16 protein-coding genes are annotated in these 17,626 nt (G+C 65.6%); 9 read left to right on the top strand and 7 right to left on the bottom strand.

The features are described 5' to 3' along the window. Window positions 1-65: 65 nt before the first annotated feature. Window positions 66-710: a winged helix-turn-helix transcriptional regulator gene (locus U0R18_RS19045; protein WP_526371334.1), complete on the top strand. Its 645-nt coding sequence runs from the start codon at window positions 66-68 to the stop codon at window positions 708-710. 1 nt (window position 711) lies between these two features. Here U0R18_RS19045 and U0R18_RS19040 read toward each other — a convergent pair whose 3' ends face one another. The 5 genes from U0R18_RS19040 to U0R18_RS19020 all read right to left on the bottom strand — a co-directional run bounded on the left by U0R18_RS19040 (window position 712) and on the right by U0R18_RS19020 (window position 4,911). Continuing rightward, window positions 712-1,644, bottom strand: coding sequence for an alpha/beta fold hydrolase (locus tag U0R18_RS19040; RefSeq protein WP_526371332.1), 933 nt, complete (start codon window positions 1,642-1,644; stop codon window positions 712-714). Between the two features lie 65 nt (window positions 1,645-1,709). After that, window positions 1,710-3,128 (bottom strand): MDR family MFS transporter, encoded by a 1,419-nt coding sequence (locus tag U0R18_RS19035; RefSeq protein ID WP_526371330.1) that lies wholly within the window; start codon window positions 3,126-3,128, stop codon window positions 1,710-1,712. Window positions 3,129-3,139: 11 nt separating this feature from the next. After that, window positions 3,140-3,568, bottom strand: coding sequence for an RDD family protein (locus U0R18_RS19030; protein ID WP_526371328.1), 429 nt, complete (start codon window positions 3,566-3,568; stop codon window positions 3,140-3,142). A 2-nt stretch (window positions 3,569-3,570) separates the two neighbouring features. Beyond that, a complete protein-coding gene (locus U0R18_RS19025; protein ID WP_526371567.1) occupies window positions 3,571-4,062 on the bottom strand; it encodes a hypothetical protein in 492 nt (163 codons plus the stop codon). Window positions 4,063-4,107: 45 nt separating this feature from the next. Then, window positions 4,108-4,911, bottom strand: coding sequence for a crotonase/enoyl-CoA hydratase family protein (locus U0R18_RS19020; protein ID WP_526371326.1), 804 nt, complete (start codon window positions 4,909-4,911; stop codon window positions 4,108-4,110). Window positions 4,912-4,984: 73 nt separating this feature from the next. Between U0R18_RS19020 and U0R18_RS19015 the strand changes: the two genes are divergently transcribed. After that, the gene (locus tag U0R18_RS19015; RefSeq protein ID WP_526371324.1) at window positions 4,985-5,971 is read left to right on the top strand and encodes a tocopherol cyclase family protein; all 987 of its coding nucleotides are present in this window, start codon (window positions 4,985-4,987) and stop codon (window positions 5,969-5,971) included. Between the two features lie 9 nt (window positions 5,972-5,980). Here U0R18_RS19015 and U0R18_RS19010 read toward each other — a convergent pair whose 3' ends face one another. Next, complete coding sequence (locus tag U0R18_RS19010) at window positions 5,981-6,844, bottom strand: cutinase family protein (protein WP_526371322.1); 864 nt, start codon at window positions 6,842-6,844, stop codon at window positions 5,981-5,983. 227 nt (window positions 6,845-7,071) lie between these two features. On the opposite strand from U0R18_RS19010, the gene U0R18_RS19005 reads away from it, so the two are divergent. Next, window positions 7,072-8,058 carry an NAD-dependent epimerase/dehydratase family protein gene (locus U0R18_RS19005; protein ID WP_526371320.1) on the top strand — a complete coding sequence of 329 codons (987 nt, stop codon included), beginning with the start codon at window positions 7,072-7,074 and terminating at the stop codon, window positions 8,056-8,058. 85 nt (window positions 8,059-8,143) lie between these two features. Here the strand turns inward: U0R18_RS19005 and U0R18_RS19000 are convergent, their stop codons facing one another. Beyond that, the gene (locus U0R18_RS19000) at window positions 8,144-9,124 is read right to left on the bottom strand and encodes an alpha/beta fold hydrolase (protein WP_526371318.1); all 981 of its coding nucleotides are present in this window, start codon (window positions 9,122-9,124) and stop codon (window positions 8,144-8,146) included. 380 nt (window positions 9,125-9,504) lie between these two features. Between U0R18_RS19000 and U0R18_RS18995 the strand changes: the two genes are divergently transcribed. From U0R18_RS18995 to U0R18_RS18970, 6 genes are all read left to right on the top strand, one after another. Continuing rightward, window positions 9,505-10,956, top strand: coding sequence for a DUF3375 family protein (locus tag U0R18_RS18995; RefSeq protein ID WP_526371316.1), 1,452 nt, complete (start codon window positions 9,505-9,507; stop codon window positions 10,954-10,956). Further along, entirely contained in the window at window positions 10,953-11,531 is a 579-nt protein-coding gene (locus tag U0R18_RS18990; RefSeq protein WP_526371314.1) for a DUF4194 domain-containing protein, read from the top strand. Before U0R18_RS18995 ends, U0R18_RS18990 begins: the two co-directional genes overlap by 4 nt. Further along, a complete protein-coding gene (locus tag U0R18_RS18985; RefSeq protein WP_526371312.1) occupies window positions 11,524-14,910 on the top strand; it encodes an ATP-binding protein in 3,387 nt (1,128 codons plus the stop codon). Before U0R18_RS18990 ends, U0R18_RS18985 begins: the two co-directional genes overlap by 8 nt. Beyond that, window positions 14,907-16,052: a Wadjet anti-phage system protein JetD domain-containing protein gene (locus U0R18_RS18980; RefSeq protein ID WP_526371310.1), complete on the top strand. Its 1,146-nt coding sequence runs from the start codon at window positions 14,907-14,909 to the stop codon at window positions 16,050-16,052. Before U0R18_RS18985 ends, U0R18_RS18980 begins: the two co-directional genes overlap by 4 nt. Window positions 16,053-16,406: 354 nt before the next feature. Next, entirely contained in the window at window positions 16,407-16,943 is a 537-nt protein-coding gene (locus tag U0R18_RS18975; RefSeq protein ID WP_526371308.1) for an excisionase family DNA-binding protein, read from the top strand. A gap of 13 nt (window positions 16,944-16,956) precedes the next feature. Continuing rightward, entirely contained in the window at window positions 16,957-17,529 is a 573-nt protein-coding gene (locus U0R18_RS18970) for a PIN domain-containing protein (RefSeq protein ID WP_526371306.1), read from the top strand. The last annotated feature ends 97 nt before the right edge of the window (window positions 17,530-17,626 follow it).

The following is a 17,626-nucleotide window of genomic DNA, read 5'->3' as shown; positions in this document are numbered from 1 at the left end:
ATAAACCTGAAGCTAGTACTTCCTATTTTTGAAGTAAAGACTACAGATTGTGTATGCTAGGTCACATGGTGAAGAGGTCCTACGACCAGTACTGTGGATTGGCGGCTGCGCTCGACCTGCTGGGTGAGCGCTGGACGGTCCTGATCATTCGAGATTTGCTGATGGGCCCCAAGCGGTTCACCGATCTGCAGGACCGCCTCTCCGGCATCGGCACCGGCCTGCTGAGCCAGCGGCTGCGCGAACTCGAGGACGCCGGCATCATCGAGAAAACCACCCTCCCTCCCCCGGCCGCGTCCACCGTCTATCAGCTCACCCCCGACGGCGACGCGTTGCGCCCGGCGCTACTGCACCTGGCCCGCTGGGGCATGCGGCGCCTCGGTGATCCGAAACCGGGCCAGCGCCTCGATGCCGAAACGCTCGCCCTGGGACTGTCGACGCGGTTCAACCGGAAGGCCGCCGCCGACGTCGAAGGGGTCTACACGCTCTTGCTCGACGGGCAGCCATTGGAGGTCCGAATCACCAACGGCCAAATCAAGATTCAGCCCGGCAACCCGGAGAAATCCCGCGCGGTCGTCAGCACCGACACGATGACCCTGCTGTCGCTCAACAGCGGCCGAACGTTGTTGGCCGACGCCATGGCCAGCAAGTCGATCACCGCCGAGGGTGACCGCGACACACTCAGGACGCTGGCGCGGGCATTCACGCTCTAGCTCAGAGGGTTTCGCGCACGTACTCGAGAACCTCATGGGTGGCGGCGAATCCGCCGAGATGGCTCTCCTCGGGCCGCAGGACGAGTTCGGCGTCGCGCAGGTGCGCGACCGCCGCGTGCGCATTGGACAGGGACACGATGTGGTCGGCATCGCCGTGCCACCACCGCACCGGGGCGGCGACATCCCCTAGCCGAAAACCCCAGTCGCGCCCGAACAGTCGCGCGTCGTCGACGATGCCCCGCAAGCCACCCTTCGCGGCCAGCACGAGGTCGTCGACGAACATGCCCTCCATCTCCGGATCGTGCAGGACCCGCCGGTCGCTCGCCGGCGAGATGCCGGCGTAGGCCCGACACGCGAAATGGGCGAACGGCAGCAGCGGTGTCACAGCACCCGAGAGCACGCCCGCCAACGGCTGACGCAGCGTCGCCAGGACCGGGCCGAATCGCCGGGCGAGGTCGACGACGCCGGAGGCGGTGGCGTCGGGTCCGACCGACGGGGTGACCCCACCGAGAACGGCGATGGTCGCGACGCGGTCCGCGAGCGGCGGCAGCGCCCCGCAGGCAAGCGCGTACGGGCCGCCGCCGGAGAGTCCGACGACAGCGAGCCGGTGTGCGCCGACCGCGTCGACGGCATGCGCCACGTCGGCGACCCAGTCGCCCACGGCGTGGTAGCGGTGCGCATCGGAGACCCCGACACCGGGGCGCTCCACGACAACCACCCGCAGGCCCAGCTTTTCGGCGGTGCGACGGCCGGTCAGCGGGAACTGCCGTCGGCCGCCCGGCGTGCCGTGGAACCACAGCACCACGTCGCCGGTGGGATCGCCGAACTCGGCAAAGCCCAGGTGACGGCCCCGCGGAAGGTGGAAGCGTCCCTCGGCACGGGGCTTCTCGGTGGGCGGCACCAGAAACGGGTGCCGCATCGGGTTGGGTGGCATTGTGCTGGGAATCGTAGGCCCGCGACGCCCCGCCCCGGGCGGCTTCCGGCGAGCTTCTGGTGCCTCTAGTGCGTCGGGTGACCGCCGGCAGGGGTCGGGCGCGAGCCGGTGAACAGCGCGCCGATCACGGTGACCACGCTGATCATCGCGGCGACCATGTAGGCCGCGTGCACGCCCGGTAGATCCGCCGCTCCGCCCGAGTGCGACGCCTTGGCCATCACCGTCACGAACAGTGCGGTGCCCGCGGCTCCCCCGACCTGTTGCAGCGTGGTCAGGATGGCACTGCCGTGCGAGTAGAGCCGGTCCGGCAGTACGCCCAGGGCATCGGTCATCAACGGGGTGAACATCATCGACAGGCCCACCATCATGATCGTCTGCAGCACAACGAGGTCGGCGATGGGTGAGGTTGCGGTCAGCCGGGTGAAACCCCACAGGGATGCGCACAGCAACACCGATCCCGGAACGACGAGGACGCGGGCGCCGCGCCGATCGTAGATTCGTCCCACCAGAGGGCCGGCCAATCCCATCAGCAGCCCACCCGGCAAGCTGGTGAGCCCCGCGGTCAGTGCGCTGCGGCCCAACACATCCTGCACGTACAGCGGGCCCATGATGATGGCGCCGAACAACCCCATGAAGCCGAGCACCACCAGCGCGAGCGAAATCGAGTAGCGCCGGTAGGTGAACGGCCGCAGGTCCAGAAACGCCCTGTCGTGTCGCTGCAAATGGATCTGCCGCGCCGCGAAGATCATCATTGCCACTGCGCCGACCACCATCGGCACCCACGCGGGCAGGCCCTGTCTTTTCGGTTCTCCGAGCAACGTCAGGCCGAATACCAAGCCGGCGAACGCAATCGCCGACAGGGGTACCGAGATGGGGTCGATCGGGTTCGGCTGCTCCTGCTCGTCCTCGACCCGCAGCCACCGCGCACCGGCCGCCAACGCGGCCAGTGCGATGGGCAACACGATGCCGAACATCCACCGCCAGTCCAGCGATCCCAGGATCAGCCCGGAAAGTGTGGGTCCGATGGCCGGGGCGACGGCGATGACGATCGTGATGGTGCCCATTGTCTGCCCGCGCCGATCGGGCGGGATCAACGACATCACCGTCGTCATCAACAACGGCATCATGATGGCGGTGCCGCCCGCCTGGATGATGCGGCCCGCCAACAGCACCGGGAATCCCGGGGCGAGCGCGGCCACCAGCGTGCCGGTGCAGAACAACGCCATCGACGCCAGGTAGCTGCCGCGAACCGAGAACCGTTGCAGCAGTGAGCCCGTCATCGGGATCACCACCGCCATGGTCAGCAGGAAGCCACTGGTGAGCCACTGCGCGGTGCGTGCGGTGACGTCCAGGTCGGTGATCAGGACCGGCAGCGCGACGCTCATGATCGTCTCGTTGAGGATCATCACGAAGGCCGAACACACCAACAGCGCGATGATCACGTTCGCGCTCTGCGTGGTTCGGGTGGTCGTCTGGGTGGTCACGGCTTCGCTTTCTAGCTCTCGAGCGCGCGGTCGTAGACGACGCGGGTACCCAGCAGAATGTCCTGCGCGGAGCGGCGCTGCCGGTCGATCGCCGCCCAGGCCAGCCCGATGGGAAAGACCACACACGCCAGCGCCCGCAGCACCGCGACAACGGATTTCAGCCGGCCCTCCCCGCGGTCGACCACCCGAATACCCATGATCACGGCGCCGACGGTGCGTCCCGACACCGCCCAGCAGCCCGCCAGATACACCGTCGCGGTCAGGAAGAACCCGATGGTGGAGAACACCACCGACGGTGCGGGAAAGCTGAACGCGCGTGGGGAGAATCCGAGCCTCACGAGGACCCACACGACGTAGATCGCGGCCAGTGCCACCGACACAACCAGGAGGTCGATCACGCCCGCGGAGCCACGACTGACGATTCCGGCGTTACGCGTCACCGCTAGCCCCGGTCGGGCGTGCGGCCCAGCATCCGGTCGACGAGCCCGGACACCATGTCGTCGGCGCGCTCACCCTGGGTGCGGACATCGGTCATCACCTCGGCGGTCACCGACGTCGTCGACTCCCGGATGATCTTCGGCAGATCGACCCCGTCGATGACCTGGTCGGCCAGCCCGATCAGGTCGATGCGCGCGATGATCGCGTCGATGTCGATGTCGCGGACGACGGCGTCGATGTCCACCCGCTCGCGGACCAGGGTGGTCAGGTCGAGTTGGGCCAGCACGTCGTCGACGATCTGCACGGCGACCGCGGCGATCAGGGCCCGCACAGGTGAAATCACGTCCTCGCCCCGGCGGGTCAGCGCCATCATTCCCTGGTCGATGCGGTCGCCGACCACCGGAATCCGAATGGCGGTCCGGTAGGCCGAGGCCGCGGTGTCGGCGACGATCTTGCCGGCGCCCGCGGCGGCCAGCAGCACCGGATTCTTCAGCAGAGTTGGCACCAGCGAATCGTAGGCCAGGTTCGGCGGGCGGAGCGATCAGGACGGGTCGACGAAAGCGGGCGGTTCGCCGGACATTCCGGCCACCACGGCGGCAATCTGATTGGGCTTACCGATCAGACCCTCCTGCAGTTCGGATTCGCGCTTCAGGGCGCCGGCGGCGTCGGCACTGACCCAGGTCTCGTCGTACAACCGCTTGGCGGCACGAACCGCATCCGGTGATTTCTGCACGATTTCCCCGGCCAGGGCCAGCGCGGCGGCCAGCGGGTCGTCGCTGGTGCGGGTCACCAGCCCGAGGTCCAAAGCGTCACTGCCCGAGACGATTCGGCCAGTGAACGTGAGCTCCTTGGCGACGTCGATGCGGACCAGCCGCGGCAGCGACTGCGTGATGCCCATGTCGGGAACCAGGCCCCACTTGACCTCCATGATGGACAGTTTCGCGTCGGGTGTGGCGATCCGGATGTCGGCGCCCAGCGCGATCTGCAGGCCGCCGCCGAAGCAGTTGCCGTGGATGGCGGCGATGACGGGCGCCGGCACCAGCGACCAGTCGAAGGCGACGCGTTGCGCGACGTTGGCCAGCCGGTCGGCGTCGCGCTGCAGCAGGGTTCCGGTTCCGCCCTGACCCGACATGAAGCTGGCGATGTCCAGGCCAGAGCAGAAACTCTTGCCGTCCCCGTGCAGGATGACGGCACGCACCTTGGGGTTGTCGGCGAGCTGGTCGGCGGCGTTGATCAGCCCGTCGAACATGCCTTGGTCGAGGGCATTGTGTTTGTCGGCCCGCACCATGGTCACCGTCGCGATGCCGTTGTCGCTGATCTGTACGCGGACCTTGTCTTCGCCCATGAGGGGAACCTACCCGGCCTCGGCGACCCGATTACGCCTGCCCCGAACGGGTATCAGGGGAATCATGCTTGCCATGGACTCCCTGAATCGGGCGCGCGACGAGCTGGTTGCGCTCTACCGGCGCACCGGCGCCGACGTGCCGTTCGGCGATCCGTTGCCGTCGCACGGAACCGAGATGGAAGGGTGGTTCTGGCGGCTGACCGATCCCGCCACCGGGCGCGTGGTGGTGGCGCTGTGCAGCTGTAACCAGCATGCCGGCGGCGACTGGTCCACGGTGGCCATCGCAGTGGAGCCCGGCGGAGTGGTGCGGTCGGCCGCTTTCGACACCGCTGTGGCGGACCGGCGCCAGTTCGCGATCCACGCCGAGGACGGCTCCGGCTTTCTCGACGCCGACCGGTCGCGGCTGCAGCTGACGATCGATGACTGCGCCGTCGATCTGCGCGTCGACAACACCGAGCCGTGGCCCAAAGTGTTCGGCGGTGGCGGGATGTTCTCCTCGGTGCCCTTCCTCAACCAGTACTGGCATCCCTATTGTCTGGGCGGTCGGGTGTCCGGATCGGTGCAGGGCGCCGGGGTGGACTGGCAGTTCGACGATGCGCGGCTGTACTGCGAACGCAATTGGGGCGCCGGATTTCCGCAACGGTGGTGGTGGGGCGAGGCCCATGACTTCGACCAGGGCGATGCGTGCGTGGCGTTCTCCGGGGGACTCCTGGAACTCGGGCCGATTCACCGCGAGGTGACCGGCGTGATCGTTCGCCTCGGGTCGCGGGTGCTGCGGATCACGCCGCCTGCCCCGGTGTCATCTCGTTTTGACCGGGACGACTGGCACTGGCAGATCAGTGCGCGCACAGCGCGATTCGTCGTCGAACTGGACGGAAGCGGAGCCGGCCGGGCACCACACGTCCTCCCGGTGCCGGTACCGGCCGAGCGCCGCAACATCGACACCGACTACGAGTTCCTGGCGGGAACGTTGCGCTGCACGGTGCGCGAATGGGGACGCGTCATCTTCGACGGCACCTCGCATCTGGCCGCGTTGGAGGTCGGTGACCGGCCGCAGTGAATTGTCTTCCTAAATGAGCGCGCCGCTCGGGGCCGGAGCTGGTCCAGGGAGCGTTGGACCGTAATCCGGGCTGTCCCAGCCATATCCAGGCTGCTGCGGGCCCGGCAATTGGCCATATCCAGTCTGCGGCCCATAGGACGGCAACTCGGCACCATACCGAGGCGTCGCAGGGGTCATCCCCGACCACAGCTTCGCCGCAACGAATGCCGCCGCCTGGTCGGTGTACACCGGGACGTAGCCCTCGGTGTGCCCGCTCCAGTCGTTGCCCGAGCCTGCGTGACAAATCGGATCGCTGGGATTGCACAGGTCGAGCGCTCTGGCGCTGAGCGGTGATTTCTGGGTCGGCGGCGCGCCTCCGGTGCGGTCTGCGACATTGCCGAAAGTTACAACTGCCGCAACGTTGTTCATGTACTGGGCCGGTAGTGGATCGCCCCAGTTGACACCGTTGAAACCAGCCACGATGTTGACGACGCTGGCACCTTGCGAGTAGCCGCCCAGCACGATCTTGGTGTCGGGGCACGAGCCCGCCATCGATTTGATGTGGGCGATCGCGTCCTTGGCGCCGTCGCCGCTGTGCCGTTGCGTAATGGTGGCCTTGTAGTTCACGGCGTACGCCCGGATGGTCATACCTGCGGTCTGCTGCCGGAGCGAGTCGACCAGGGCGTCACCAACGCGGCCCATGCCGGCCGGTTCGTCGGTGCCGCGAGCGAACACCACCTCGGCGTCCGGGCAGTCGTCGGCCGCCGCCGACGGGGCCAGGACAGGGGTCAGCGGGATCGCGGCGACGACCAACGCCCATGCGCCCAACCTGGCCAAACGGCTCAGAGGCCACCTGGCCGTGGCTACTTGGCTAACTCTGCGCGGGACAAGCATTCCAGCAGTGTACACAGATGCGGTAATTGACACATCCGTCACGACATGCTCATATGCTGTTGAGGGCCGCCCTGGGGGCAGCTTTTCGCAGTTCCTTCGGGCATCTGCTGGCAAATTTCGGACACAACCCGGATGCTTGCCGCGTTCACGGTAACGGGGCGCGCGGGCGAGCCCCGCGGTACTAGCGTCGTAGTAGCGGACCGTCCGCTCATCGAGGAGGTTTCGACATGCGGGTTCTGGTCACTGGCGGCACCGGGTTCGTCGGCGGGTGGAGCGCGAAAGCCATTGCCGATGCCGGACATTCGGTCCGATTCCTGGTGCGCAACCCGGCCCGGCTGGAGACCAGCGTCGCACAACTCGGCGTCGACACCTCCGACTACGCCGTCGGCGACATCACCGACCGCGATTCGACCATGCGGGCGCTCGAAGGCTGCGATGCCGTCGTGCACAGCGCCGCCCTGGTCGCCACCGACCCCAGCAAGACCGCGCAGATGCTGGCCACGAACATGGACGGTGCCCGCAACGTGCTCGGCGGGGCCGCCGAACTCGGGCTGGACCCCATCGTGCACGTCTCGAGCTTCACCGCACTGTTTCACCCCGGGCTGCAGACGCTGACCGCAGACCTGCCGGTGGTCGGCGGGACCGACGGCTATGGACAGTCCAAGGCGCAGGTCGAGATCTATGCCCGCGGGATGCAGGACGGCGGAGCGCCGGTGAACATCACCTATCCGGGCATGGTGCTCGGACCGCCGGTCGGCGACCAGTTCGGCGAGGCCGGCGAGGGCGTGGCCGCCGCGCTGCAACTCGGCGGCATCCCGGGCCGCAGCGCCGCGTGGCTGATCGTCGACGTTCGCGACCTGGCCGCCCTGCACGCCGCGCTGCTCGAACCCGGACGCGGGCCGCGCCGATACATGGCCGGCGGGCATCGGGTTCCCGTGGGCGAGTTGGCAAGTCTGCTCGGCGAAGTGGGTGACAAGCGGATAGTGACGGTGCCCGTGCCCGACACCGTCCTGCGGGTGGCCGGGCAGGTGCTCGATCGGCTCGGCCCGATCTTGCCGTTCCAGACCCCGTTCACCGAAGCGGGCATGCAGTACTACACCCAGATGCCGTCCTCCGACGATTCACCCAGCGAGGATGAACTCGGTATCACCTACCGCGATCCGCGGAACACGCTGGCCGACACCGTTGCCGGGTTCCGGGCGCTGAAAGGCTGAACGCGCACTGGAGGTCACGGGCCACGCTGAGGTCCTGGCCGCGTGCTGAAGCGCCGGCGAAGCGTGTCGCGTGCTCGACCGGTGCCTACGTGGCGCTGGGTTGCGCCGTGATGCTCGTGTCGGCCGCTTGGTGATCGCTGATGAACTCCAGCCCGGCACGAATAGCAGGGCGGTGGCGCAGTATTCGGTAATGCGCCAGTCGGCCGAGCCCCCGCGTGGTCTCCAATCGCGCGCCCTGCCATGCTGCGGACAACCGTTTGCTGGCGGCATAGGGGCTGTCCGGGTCGTCGGGGTCGTGGATCAGGAGCAAGGGCGGGTAGTTGGCTCGACGACCGACCCGCGTCATGTTCGTCTCTTGCAGCGGCATGGCGATTCGCTTCTCCAAACGACGGTGCAGGCCCGCGCGGATCCGGCGGCCGAACCCGTGTCGGGCGGCGAACAGGTCAAGATAGAGGGGGAAATCGCCCATGGGCGCCAAGAAGACCAAGCGCCCCACCTGTGCGCCGTCCGCTGCGGCCAATGCAGTCGCGTTCGCTCCGAGTGAGTGAGCCACCACCGCGTGGGCGGCCCCATGGGTCTCGATCATGGCTGCTATCGCGTTGGCGCACTCGATGGCGGTGGTACGCCCGGGCGCGAGCGCACCCGGATCAGATTCGTTGTGGCTGGGCAGGTCGAACGCGACGACCCGATACCCCGCCTCTACCAGTGGTTTGACGAACACTGCCAAGTGCGGGCGCTGGCCACCCCAGCCGTGTACCAGGTATATCGGCGGCCCCTCGCCCCATTCCTCACCCGCGACTCGGTGCCCGTCCCAATACGCTTCTATCTGCCTTCCCGAGGACACGCCCGGTGGCATTCGCAGACTCGACTCGAGAACCGGTGGGGTACACCACAACTCGACTGCCCACCGCGACCCCAGAGCAGGTGCGACCAGCTCGAGCAGCCGAAACAGTCGGCGCACCCGGGGAGCGACCGGAGGGAGGACGCCAGAGCCCGCAACGTCGAGCGGGGGAACCTGGCCAGCCTCTGATCGCGCCGATGCCGGCCCAGTTGCTCCGTGGGTCATGAACCACGATCGTACTGTCGGCCAGAGAGAGCCGGTCGCCACCTGTGGCAGACTCTGGACTCGTCCAACGGTTCGAACACTCCGGCGGATGCGCGTCATTGCCTGAAACGGGTCGGCTCCGTCGCGGCGCGGTGGTACCGGCGACACCTCGATGGCGACGGGATCACTGGCGTTTCGAACGTTCCCAAAGCGTCGCCAACCCCTCAAACACAGGTCCAGACCGCTCCCCCTGCCCACGACGTCGCACCCGTTGCACCCAGTCTCATGCGTTCCGCTGAGTTCCATACACAATCGCGTACACGAAATCCCGAGCCAGTCCTGATGCCGCTGCCACACGAGCACTCCTGAATCTGTCGGCCGTGTTCTCTAGGCTCTCCGTCATGGAGTATGCGGCGATCGACATGCTGCGGGAGCGCCATCCCGCCTGGCGGCTGCTCCGCGCCAGCAACGCCGTGCTGATCCTCTCGTTTCTCGGCGAGTTCTTTGTCGAGGGCAATCGCGGCGCGAGCCCGGTGAGCGAGGTGGCGGACGCGCTGGATGACCGTCTGTACGCACTCAATGCGCAGAACACCGCCGACGAGGCGCCCGCGCGCTATCCCAAGAATCCCCGGTCCTATCTGGAGGACTGGGCCGCCACCGACGCCGGTTTCCTGCGCCGGTTCTACCCTGCTGGCGACGACGAAATCCACTACGAGGTGACACCGGCATTCGAGAAGGCCTACACATGGGTCGCGAGCCTGCAAGGCAGATCGTTCGTGGGAACCGAGTCCAGGCTGCACACGGTGGTCGAGCTGCTACGGCAGATAGTGCACGGCACCGAAGCCCAGCCCGAGATCCGCCTCGCCGAGCTGCATCGCCGCCGCGACGAACTGAATGCCGAGATAGCCGCCGTCGAAGCCGGCAACGTCACAGTGCTGGACGAAACCGCAGTGCGTGATCGCTACCAGCAGCTCTCGTCCACTGCGCGCGAACTGTTATCGGACTTCCGCGAGGTCGAAGAGAACTTCCGGCACCTGGACCGCGCAGCCCGGGAGAAGATCGCTGCTTGGGAAGGATCCAAAGGCGACCTGCTCACCGAATTGGTCGGCAGCCGTTCCGAAATCACCGGGTCGGACCAAGGCCGCAGCTTCCAGTCGTTCTACGACTTCTTGCTCTCTGAATCGCGCCAAGCCGAACTCACGGAGTTGCTCGCCAAGGTGTCCGACCTGGCCGCGATCGAAGCCGACGACCGCATTCGCGGTATTCACCACGACTGGTCTGACGCAGCCGATCGAGCACAGCGCACCGTCCGTCAGATATCCGAACAATTGCGCCGTTTCCTCGATGATCAGGTCTGGCTGGAGAACCGTCGCGTCCTGGAATTGGTACGGGCGGTAGAGAGCGCCGCACTCGAGCTTCGCGACAACCCTCCGCTGTTTGGCCTCGACGTGGACGAACCTGGTATTGACATCGCACTTCCCTTCGAGCGGCCGCTGTATCAGGCGCCGGCGGAGGTCGCAGTGGACAGCCACGTCACACGGGCCGATGAGGAGGTCGATGCCGGCCTGCTATTCGCCCAGACGTTCATCGACCAGGCCAGGCTGGTCGAAACCATCCGATCAGTGCTACCGGAACATTCCTCGGCTCTGCTGTCAGATGTCATCGCGGTGCATCCCGTCGAGCAGGGAGCCGCCGAGATCGTCGGCTATCTGGCACTCAACGACGAGGACGTGACCGTCGACATCGACCACACCGGCGGAACGGAGGTAACGGTGCTGGAATACGCCGACCCGGAGCATCCGGTCATCACCAAACGAGCCCGGCTTCCCAAAGTGACGGTGCGGCGGCGATGAGCGACGACCACGCGACCGCCAGCGCGATAATCCGGCTGATGCAGGGGGTCGTCTACCGGGACTCTGACGAGGACACCTGGCTCGCGTTGGATCGGCTCGGCGCCGGTGTCAGAGACCATTTCGGCGCCATCGGCGTCGACGTGGTGATCGACGAGGCCGAGGGTTATGCCTATCTGCGGTCACGACCTGACGAGGAAGGCGAGGAAGCGCTCCCCCGCCTGGTGCGCCGCAGAGCACTCACCTACAACGTGAGCCTGCTCCTGGTGTTGCTGCGTAAGCGCCTCGTCGAGTTCGAAACAGCAGCCGGCGAGGGCCGGCTAGTGCTCACCACCGACCAGATCGTGGAAATGCTGCGGCTCTTCCATGCCGAATCCAGCAACGATGCCCGCGTCGTGGATCAGGCGGAGACCACCATCAAGAAGGCCGCGGAACTTGGGTTCCTACGCTCATTGCGCGGGCAGCGCGACCAATGGGAGGTGCGACGAATCCTGAAGGCGTACATCGACGCCCAGACCCTGTCGGATTTCGCGGGCAAGCTTCGCGAATACACCGCAACGGCGGCCGCAGATGAGTGACACCGTCCTACCCGAAGCCTCCCGGCGGGCGGGCTATCGGCTTCAGTACACCGAGGTCTACAACTGGGGAACGTTCGACCAAGACGTGTGGCGATTCACCCCCAATAACGACACGGCGCTACTCACCGGCGACATCGGTTCCGGGAAGTCGACGATCGTTGACGCGCTCACCACATTGTTGGTCCCATCCCACAAGGCCGCCTACAACAAGGCGGCCGGCGCCGATGCCAGGGAACGCACCCTGCGCTCGTACGTGGAGGGCCACTACAAGTCCGAGCGGAACGAGGCTACCGGGAAGTCTCGCGCCAAGGGCCTCCGTGAGAACCGGCGCACATACTCGGTGATCCTCGGCGTCTTCACGAACCACGGCTACGACGAGACCGTCAGCTTGGCCCAGGTGTTCCAGCAGCGCGAGAGCACCGGACAGCCTTACCGATTCTTCGTCACCGCGACCAAGGAACTGTCGATAGCGACAGACTTCGCAGATTTCGGCTCCGACCTGCGCGAGCTCCGCAAGAGACTGCGGTCGGCCGGCGCGGACGTCTTCGACGAATTCCCCAAGTACGCAACGTCATTGCGACGCCTCCTCGGCATCCGATCCGAGCAGGCGCTCGAACTCTTCCACCAGACCGTCTCTATGAAGTCCGTCGGTAATCTCAACGACTTCGTGCGTGACCATATGCTCGAGCCGAGCGATTCGACCGACCGGGTTCGCGACATCATCGGCCACTTCGACGATCTGACCAAGGCGCACGACGCCGTCAAGCGGGCGCGCGAGCAACTCGATGCGCTCGAACCCATCGTGCAGACAGCAGCGAAATACGATGCGGCGCTTGAGGAACGCGAGTCCCTGGAGCGCGAGCGTGCGGCCGTCCGGTTGTTCATCGCCGAGTTGCGTTCCGAGTTGTTGGGTGCCGAGCTCGCACGGTTGGAGGCGGAGGGATCGGCGCTGTGGACGCAGCAGGATGCGGCCGAAACACAGCAGCAGACACTCAACCGTCAACGGGACTCGCTGATCGAGGAGCGGGCCAAAGCCGGCGGAGATCGCATCGGCGAACTGGAGAGACTCGCCCAGGAGGCGCGAGCGCAGGCCGAGACCCGGCGACGTACCAAAGTTCTGTTCGAGGACGCCGTCCGGGATGCCGGACTGGACCCGGTCGCCGGCGTCGACCAATTCGCCGCCCTGTCCGATTTGGTAGCCGCCGAGCGCCCGAGGTTGGCAGCCGAGAAGCGGGACCTTGACGCCCAGACGGCCGAGGCCATCGGCGGCGAGAAGGACCTCGGACGCAAATGCGATGGCGTCACCGATGAACTCACCAGCTTGGCACAACGCACCAGCAACCTGCCCGTCGAGCAGGTCGATGTACGGGCTAGTTTGTGCGCAGAACTGGGGCTGACGCCGGAGGAACTTCCGTACGCGGGCGAACTCCTCGATGTGTCAGACGAACACTCCGAGTGGCGCGGATCGGCCGAACGGGTCCTGCGCGGGTTCGCTCTTTCGCTGCTGGTGCCGACGCAACACTACGACGCCGTCGCGGGATGGGTGAACAGTCGTCGGCTCACCTTCCATGGCCGTGGGGGCAAGCTCACCGGCGCCAAGCTGGTGTACGAACGGGTTCCCCGGCAGCAGGTTCGGCTGCAGTCGTCGGGCGCTGACGGAATGCAGCTCGCCGACTGCATCGACGTCAAGGACAGCTTGTTCAGCGAGTACCTGCGCAACGAACTCACCAAGCGGGCCGACTTCCGTTGCACGGCCACACTCGAGGAGTTTCGCAGCGAACGGCGGGCCGTGACCCGGGAGGGTCAAGTGCGATCCCACGAGCGCCACGAGAAGGACGACCGGCATCGCGTCGACGATCCCCGCCGCTGGGTACTCGGGTGGGCGAACGAACGCAAGATCGACGCGCTGCGAACCGAACTCGCGGAGCTTCACGCCCAGCGGGCGGAAGCCGTAGCCGAGGTGGAGCGGCTCAGCTCGCAACGTGAGGAGCTTCAGGACCGCCTCGATGCGCTCATCCGGGTCGAAGGCTTTCGCTCGTGGACCGATATCGACGTTGACGAAGCCGAAGCGCGAGCGAACGGCCATGACGCCGAGCGGCTTCGACTGCAGGCCGGTTCGTCGCGCTTGGAGGAGATCACCCGCGCGCTGGAGAGCAACGACAAGGAGATGGCCCTTGTAGCGGAGTTGATCAAGAAGCTCACGGGCGAGTTGGCAACCTCTGCGGCGGCAGCCAGGCAGGCGACACGGGAGAAGGAGCGCGATGACGCTTTTGTGGCAGCGCAGACTGATTCAGCGCTCGAAGACGTTCGGGCGTCCTACCCGGCACTGACTGTCCGCCTCGGAGACCACCGACCGACGCAAGCTGTCAAATGCGTAGAGACGGAGATGTGGTTGTCCGCCGACCTGCACAAGCGGATCGAAAAGCTGGGTGGCCAGCTCAACGGATACGGCCTGAATCTAAGCCAACATATGGTCGAGGTTTTGGCCCGGTGGCCCGAACTACGTGCCGACATGGACTCCAATGTTGATGCCCGCCACGAGTTTTTGGCGTTCCGTGAACGTGTGGCGACCGACGATCTGCCGCGTTTCGAGATTGAATTCAAAGAACAGCTCAACAAGAATGCCATCCAGGAGTTGGCTGGGTTCAACAACTGGCTCAACCGACAGGCATCCGTCATCGACGAGCGCATCGGCCGCATCAACACAGCACTGGGGGCCGTTCCCTACAATCCCGGTCATTTCATCCGCCTGGAGAAGGAACCCACCCCCAATCAGGATGTCGCGCAGTTCCGTTCGGAGTTGCGTAATCTGACCAACGATAGTCTCGCCATGGACGGCGACCAGTACTCCGAACAGCGGTTCCTGGACGTCAAGCGGATCATCGAACGGTTCCGCGGCCGTGAAGGCTACGCCGAATCGGACAAGAACTGGACCCGGCGGGTGACCGACGTGCGCAACTGGTTCGTCTTCTCGGCCTCCGAGCGCGACGCCGAAACAGACGTCGAATGTGAGCATTACAGCGATTCCGACGGAAAGTCCGGAGGCCAGAAGGAAAAGCTTGCCTACACGATCCTGGCGGCGTCCCTGGCCTACCAGTTCGGCTTGGAATGGGGCGCCGAGCAGTCCAAGGACTTCCGGTTCGCAGTCATCGACGAGGCTTTCGGGCGCGGATCGGACGTATCGACACGGTACGCGCTGGATCTCTTCGCGACCCTCGGCCTGCAGCTTCTCATCGTCACACCGTTGCAGAAGGTGCACGTCATCGAGCCGTACGTGAAATCGATTGGATTCGTGGACAATCCGACCGGAACATTCTCGCGTCTGCAGACCATGACGATCGAGGAGTACCGGACCCGACGGCATGTGCCCCAGACGTGACCTCGCGCTGGACGACGCCGGAGGACATCGCTGCCAAAGTGCGTCGGCGCTGGGACAACGGCTCACTGCTGCGTGCGCGCGCTGCCGGCGAACCGTTCGACCCGATCGAAGTATCACTGCGCGGACCCAAACCATCGGAGATCGGTGACGATCTCGCCGCCGCAGGCAACTGGGTGGCAATGTTGGACATTGGCCGCTGGGACGACCATCGGTACACCCTGGAATGGCAGACCGTCGGAGGACGAAGTATCGGTCGCAACCAATTGCCCAACCGGGCGGTGGTTTCCTCGTTCGAACAAGCCTTGGCTCTGCTGAACGAAACGACCGCGGCTGGCCGGTTTGACGAAATGCTCCTTCTCGCACAGCAACATCCACGGGTTCGCCAATGGATTCTCGCCAACCCGCACCGCGCATTGGCATTGGCCGTCGAGATGCCGCGACTGATCGCGGCGTTCGTCTGGCTCGATGAGCACCGTGGATCTGGCAGGTACCTGCGCGAAATCAGCGCCCAGGGCGTCGACACCAAATTCGCCGAACGGCACCGTTCCGACCTGGCCGCCATGCTTGGTGTCCCCACGACTGCAGCGGGGTTCCTTGCCGGACTTGGCCTTCGGTCCAAACCAGGGTTACTGCGACTACGTCCCGCCGCATCGCTGGGTCTGCCGACGCCACTGACGGAGCTGGGGGTGCGTCCCGAAGAGTTGGCGAAGCTTTCCGTCAAACCGCGGATCGCGATCATCGTCGAGAACGAAATCTCTTATCTATCTGTCGACGTCCCTGCTGACGGGATCGTGTTCTGGGGCAAGGGATTCGATGTCGATCAGGTTGGCCGGCTGGGATGGCTGGCCGACGCCGAGATCCTGTACTGGGGAGACATCGACACCCACGGGTTCGCGATCCTCGACCGGCTGCGCGCGTGGCTGCCGCAGACGCGTTCGGTGCTGATGGACCGCGACACGCTGCTCGCCCACCGCGACCGGTGGGTCACCGAAGACCGCCCGGCGAAATCCGCGCTGCCTCGGCTCACTTCCGACGAGCAGGCACTCTATTCAGAGTTGGTGGAGGACGGCCATGACGTACGAGTGCGCCTGGAACAGGAGCGGATCGACTGGCAGTGGGTCGAGAGCAGGTTATCGCTCTGACTCCCTGTACGGGGCCGGCCTCCAAGGCTGGCGTCACCGCCTGGCTACCACGCTGCTTGCGTGCTAACAGCCTGGGCCGATGAGAGCGGGTCGCGCCCCGAGCTGGATCCGGGCGCCTAGGGATGCGAGCCACCAAGGTGTCGGCCAAGCTGGAAGGCCGGGTGGTGCCCGTCGGCCACCGCCGCTCCGCCGCCGTTAAGGCCTACCTCGCCAACCAGCGGCCGCAGCGCTGATTGCCCGAATAGAAGGCGACGAATCTACGGGGTCTGATCGTGGAGGTACCGCACGTCTTCCGCATCGGATAGTATTCGAACGTTCCGAAAGCTATTTCGGATAGTGTGGATAGGATCTGACATGAATGCCGAGGCTGTCGAGGCAGTCACCTTCATCCCTGAGGACCCCGATCAATTGGCGACGGTCGTCGGGTTCCTGGCCAGCCATGAACGCGTCCGGGGGAAGGTGGCATCACCCAGTTACGCACTCGTGGGGGTCGATGAGCACGACCGCATCGAGCTGCCGCGTTCAGTCCACCAAGCCTTGACCAAGGTGGTCGCGGCGTTGCATGCCGGCAAGGCGGTCACCATCGCCCCGCAGACGATGAAGTTGACGACCCAGCAGGCCGCCGATCTGCTAGGGGTCAGCCGCCCCACGGTGGTCCGCCTGATCACCGACGGTACGTTGCCTGCCGAGCGGATCGGGAATCGTCATCGACTGCTGCTCGATAACGTTCTCGCCTATCGCGAGCATCGGCGCAATCACCAGTACGAAGCGCTAGCGGCCACAACGGTCGACATCGACGCTGGCGACGATCCCGATGTCGTTCGCCAGCGGTTGCGTGGAGCGCGCCGAGTCGTCGCGGAGCGGCGCCGCGCTCAGGCCGGCGCGCGCTGACACAAATTCGAGAATGTTTGCCGCGCTGTTGGACACCTCGGTGCTGTGGCCCAGCCTGCAGCGGGACTTCCTTCCTTCGTTGGCGATCGAGGGCTTGTATCGTCCGCTATGGTCAACGGCGATTCTCTACGAATTGTGTTACCACGAAGCGCAAAAACTCGTCCGTCGTGGCAACGACCTAGTGATGGCAGAGCAGAACGCCCACCGTCTCATCGATCAGATGAGTTTGGCGTTCGACGATGCCGTCGTGGCGAACTGGGAAAGCCTGGAAGGCACGTTCGGACTGCCCGACGTCGACGACGAACATGTGGTCGCGGCGGCACTCGTTGGAGGGGCGGACGTGATCGTGACGAGCAATGCGCGAGACTTTCCACCGCAACAGATCCCCACGTCGCTCAGCGTGATATCGCCCACACAATTCGCTGCCGACACAGTCTCGGTGTCTCCCGACGTCGCCCATCAGGCAGTGATTGCCATGTCCTCCAGATTCGTTCGGCCGCCGGCCACGGTGGACGAGATATTGGACCAACTCGTTGCGCGTTACGCCATGGCAGAAGCCGTCGAACTCATCCGCGGCGCCAGATAACGGATCTCGAGGAGTACTGATCGTTAGCGGTATCGAGAAGTTCCCGGGCGAGTTGCATACGCTGCGTGCCGACAATGCGCGTCTGCGTCGGCTCCTC

Source organism: Mycobacterium sp. (assembly GCF_046330795.1).
Taxonomy (GTDB): domain Bacteria; phylum Actinomycetota; class Actinomycetes; order Mycobacteriales; family Mycobacteriaceae; genus Mycobacterium.
The sequence above is the reverse complement of the archived record's forward strand: the minus strand, read 5'-3'. Positions and strand labels throughout refer to the sequence as shown.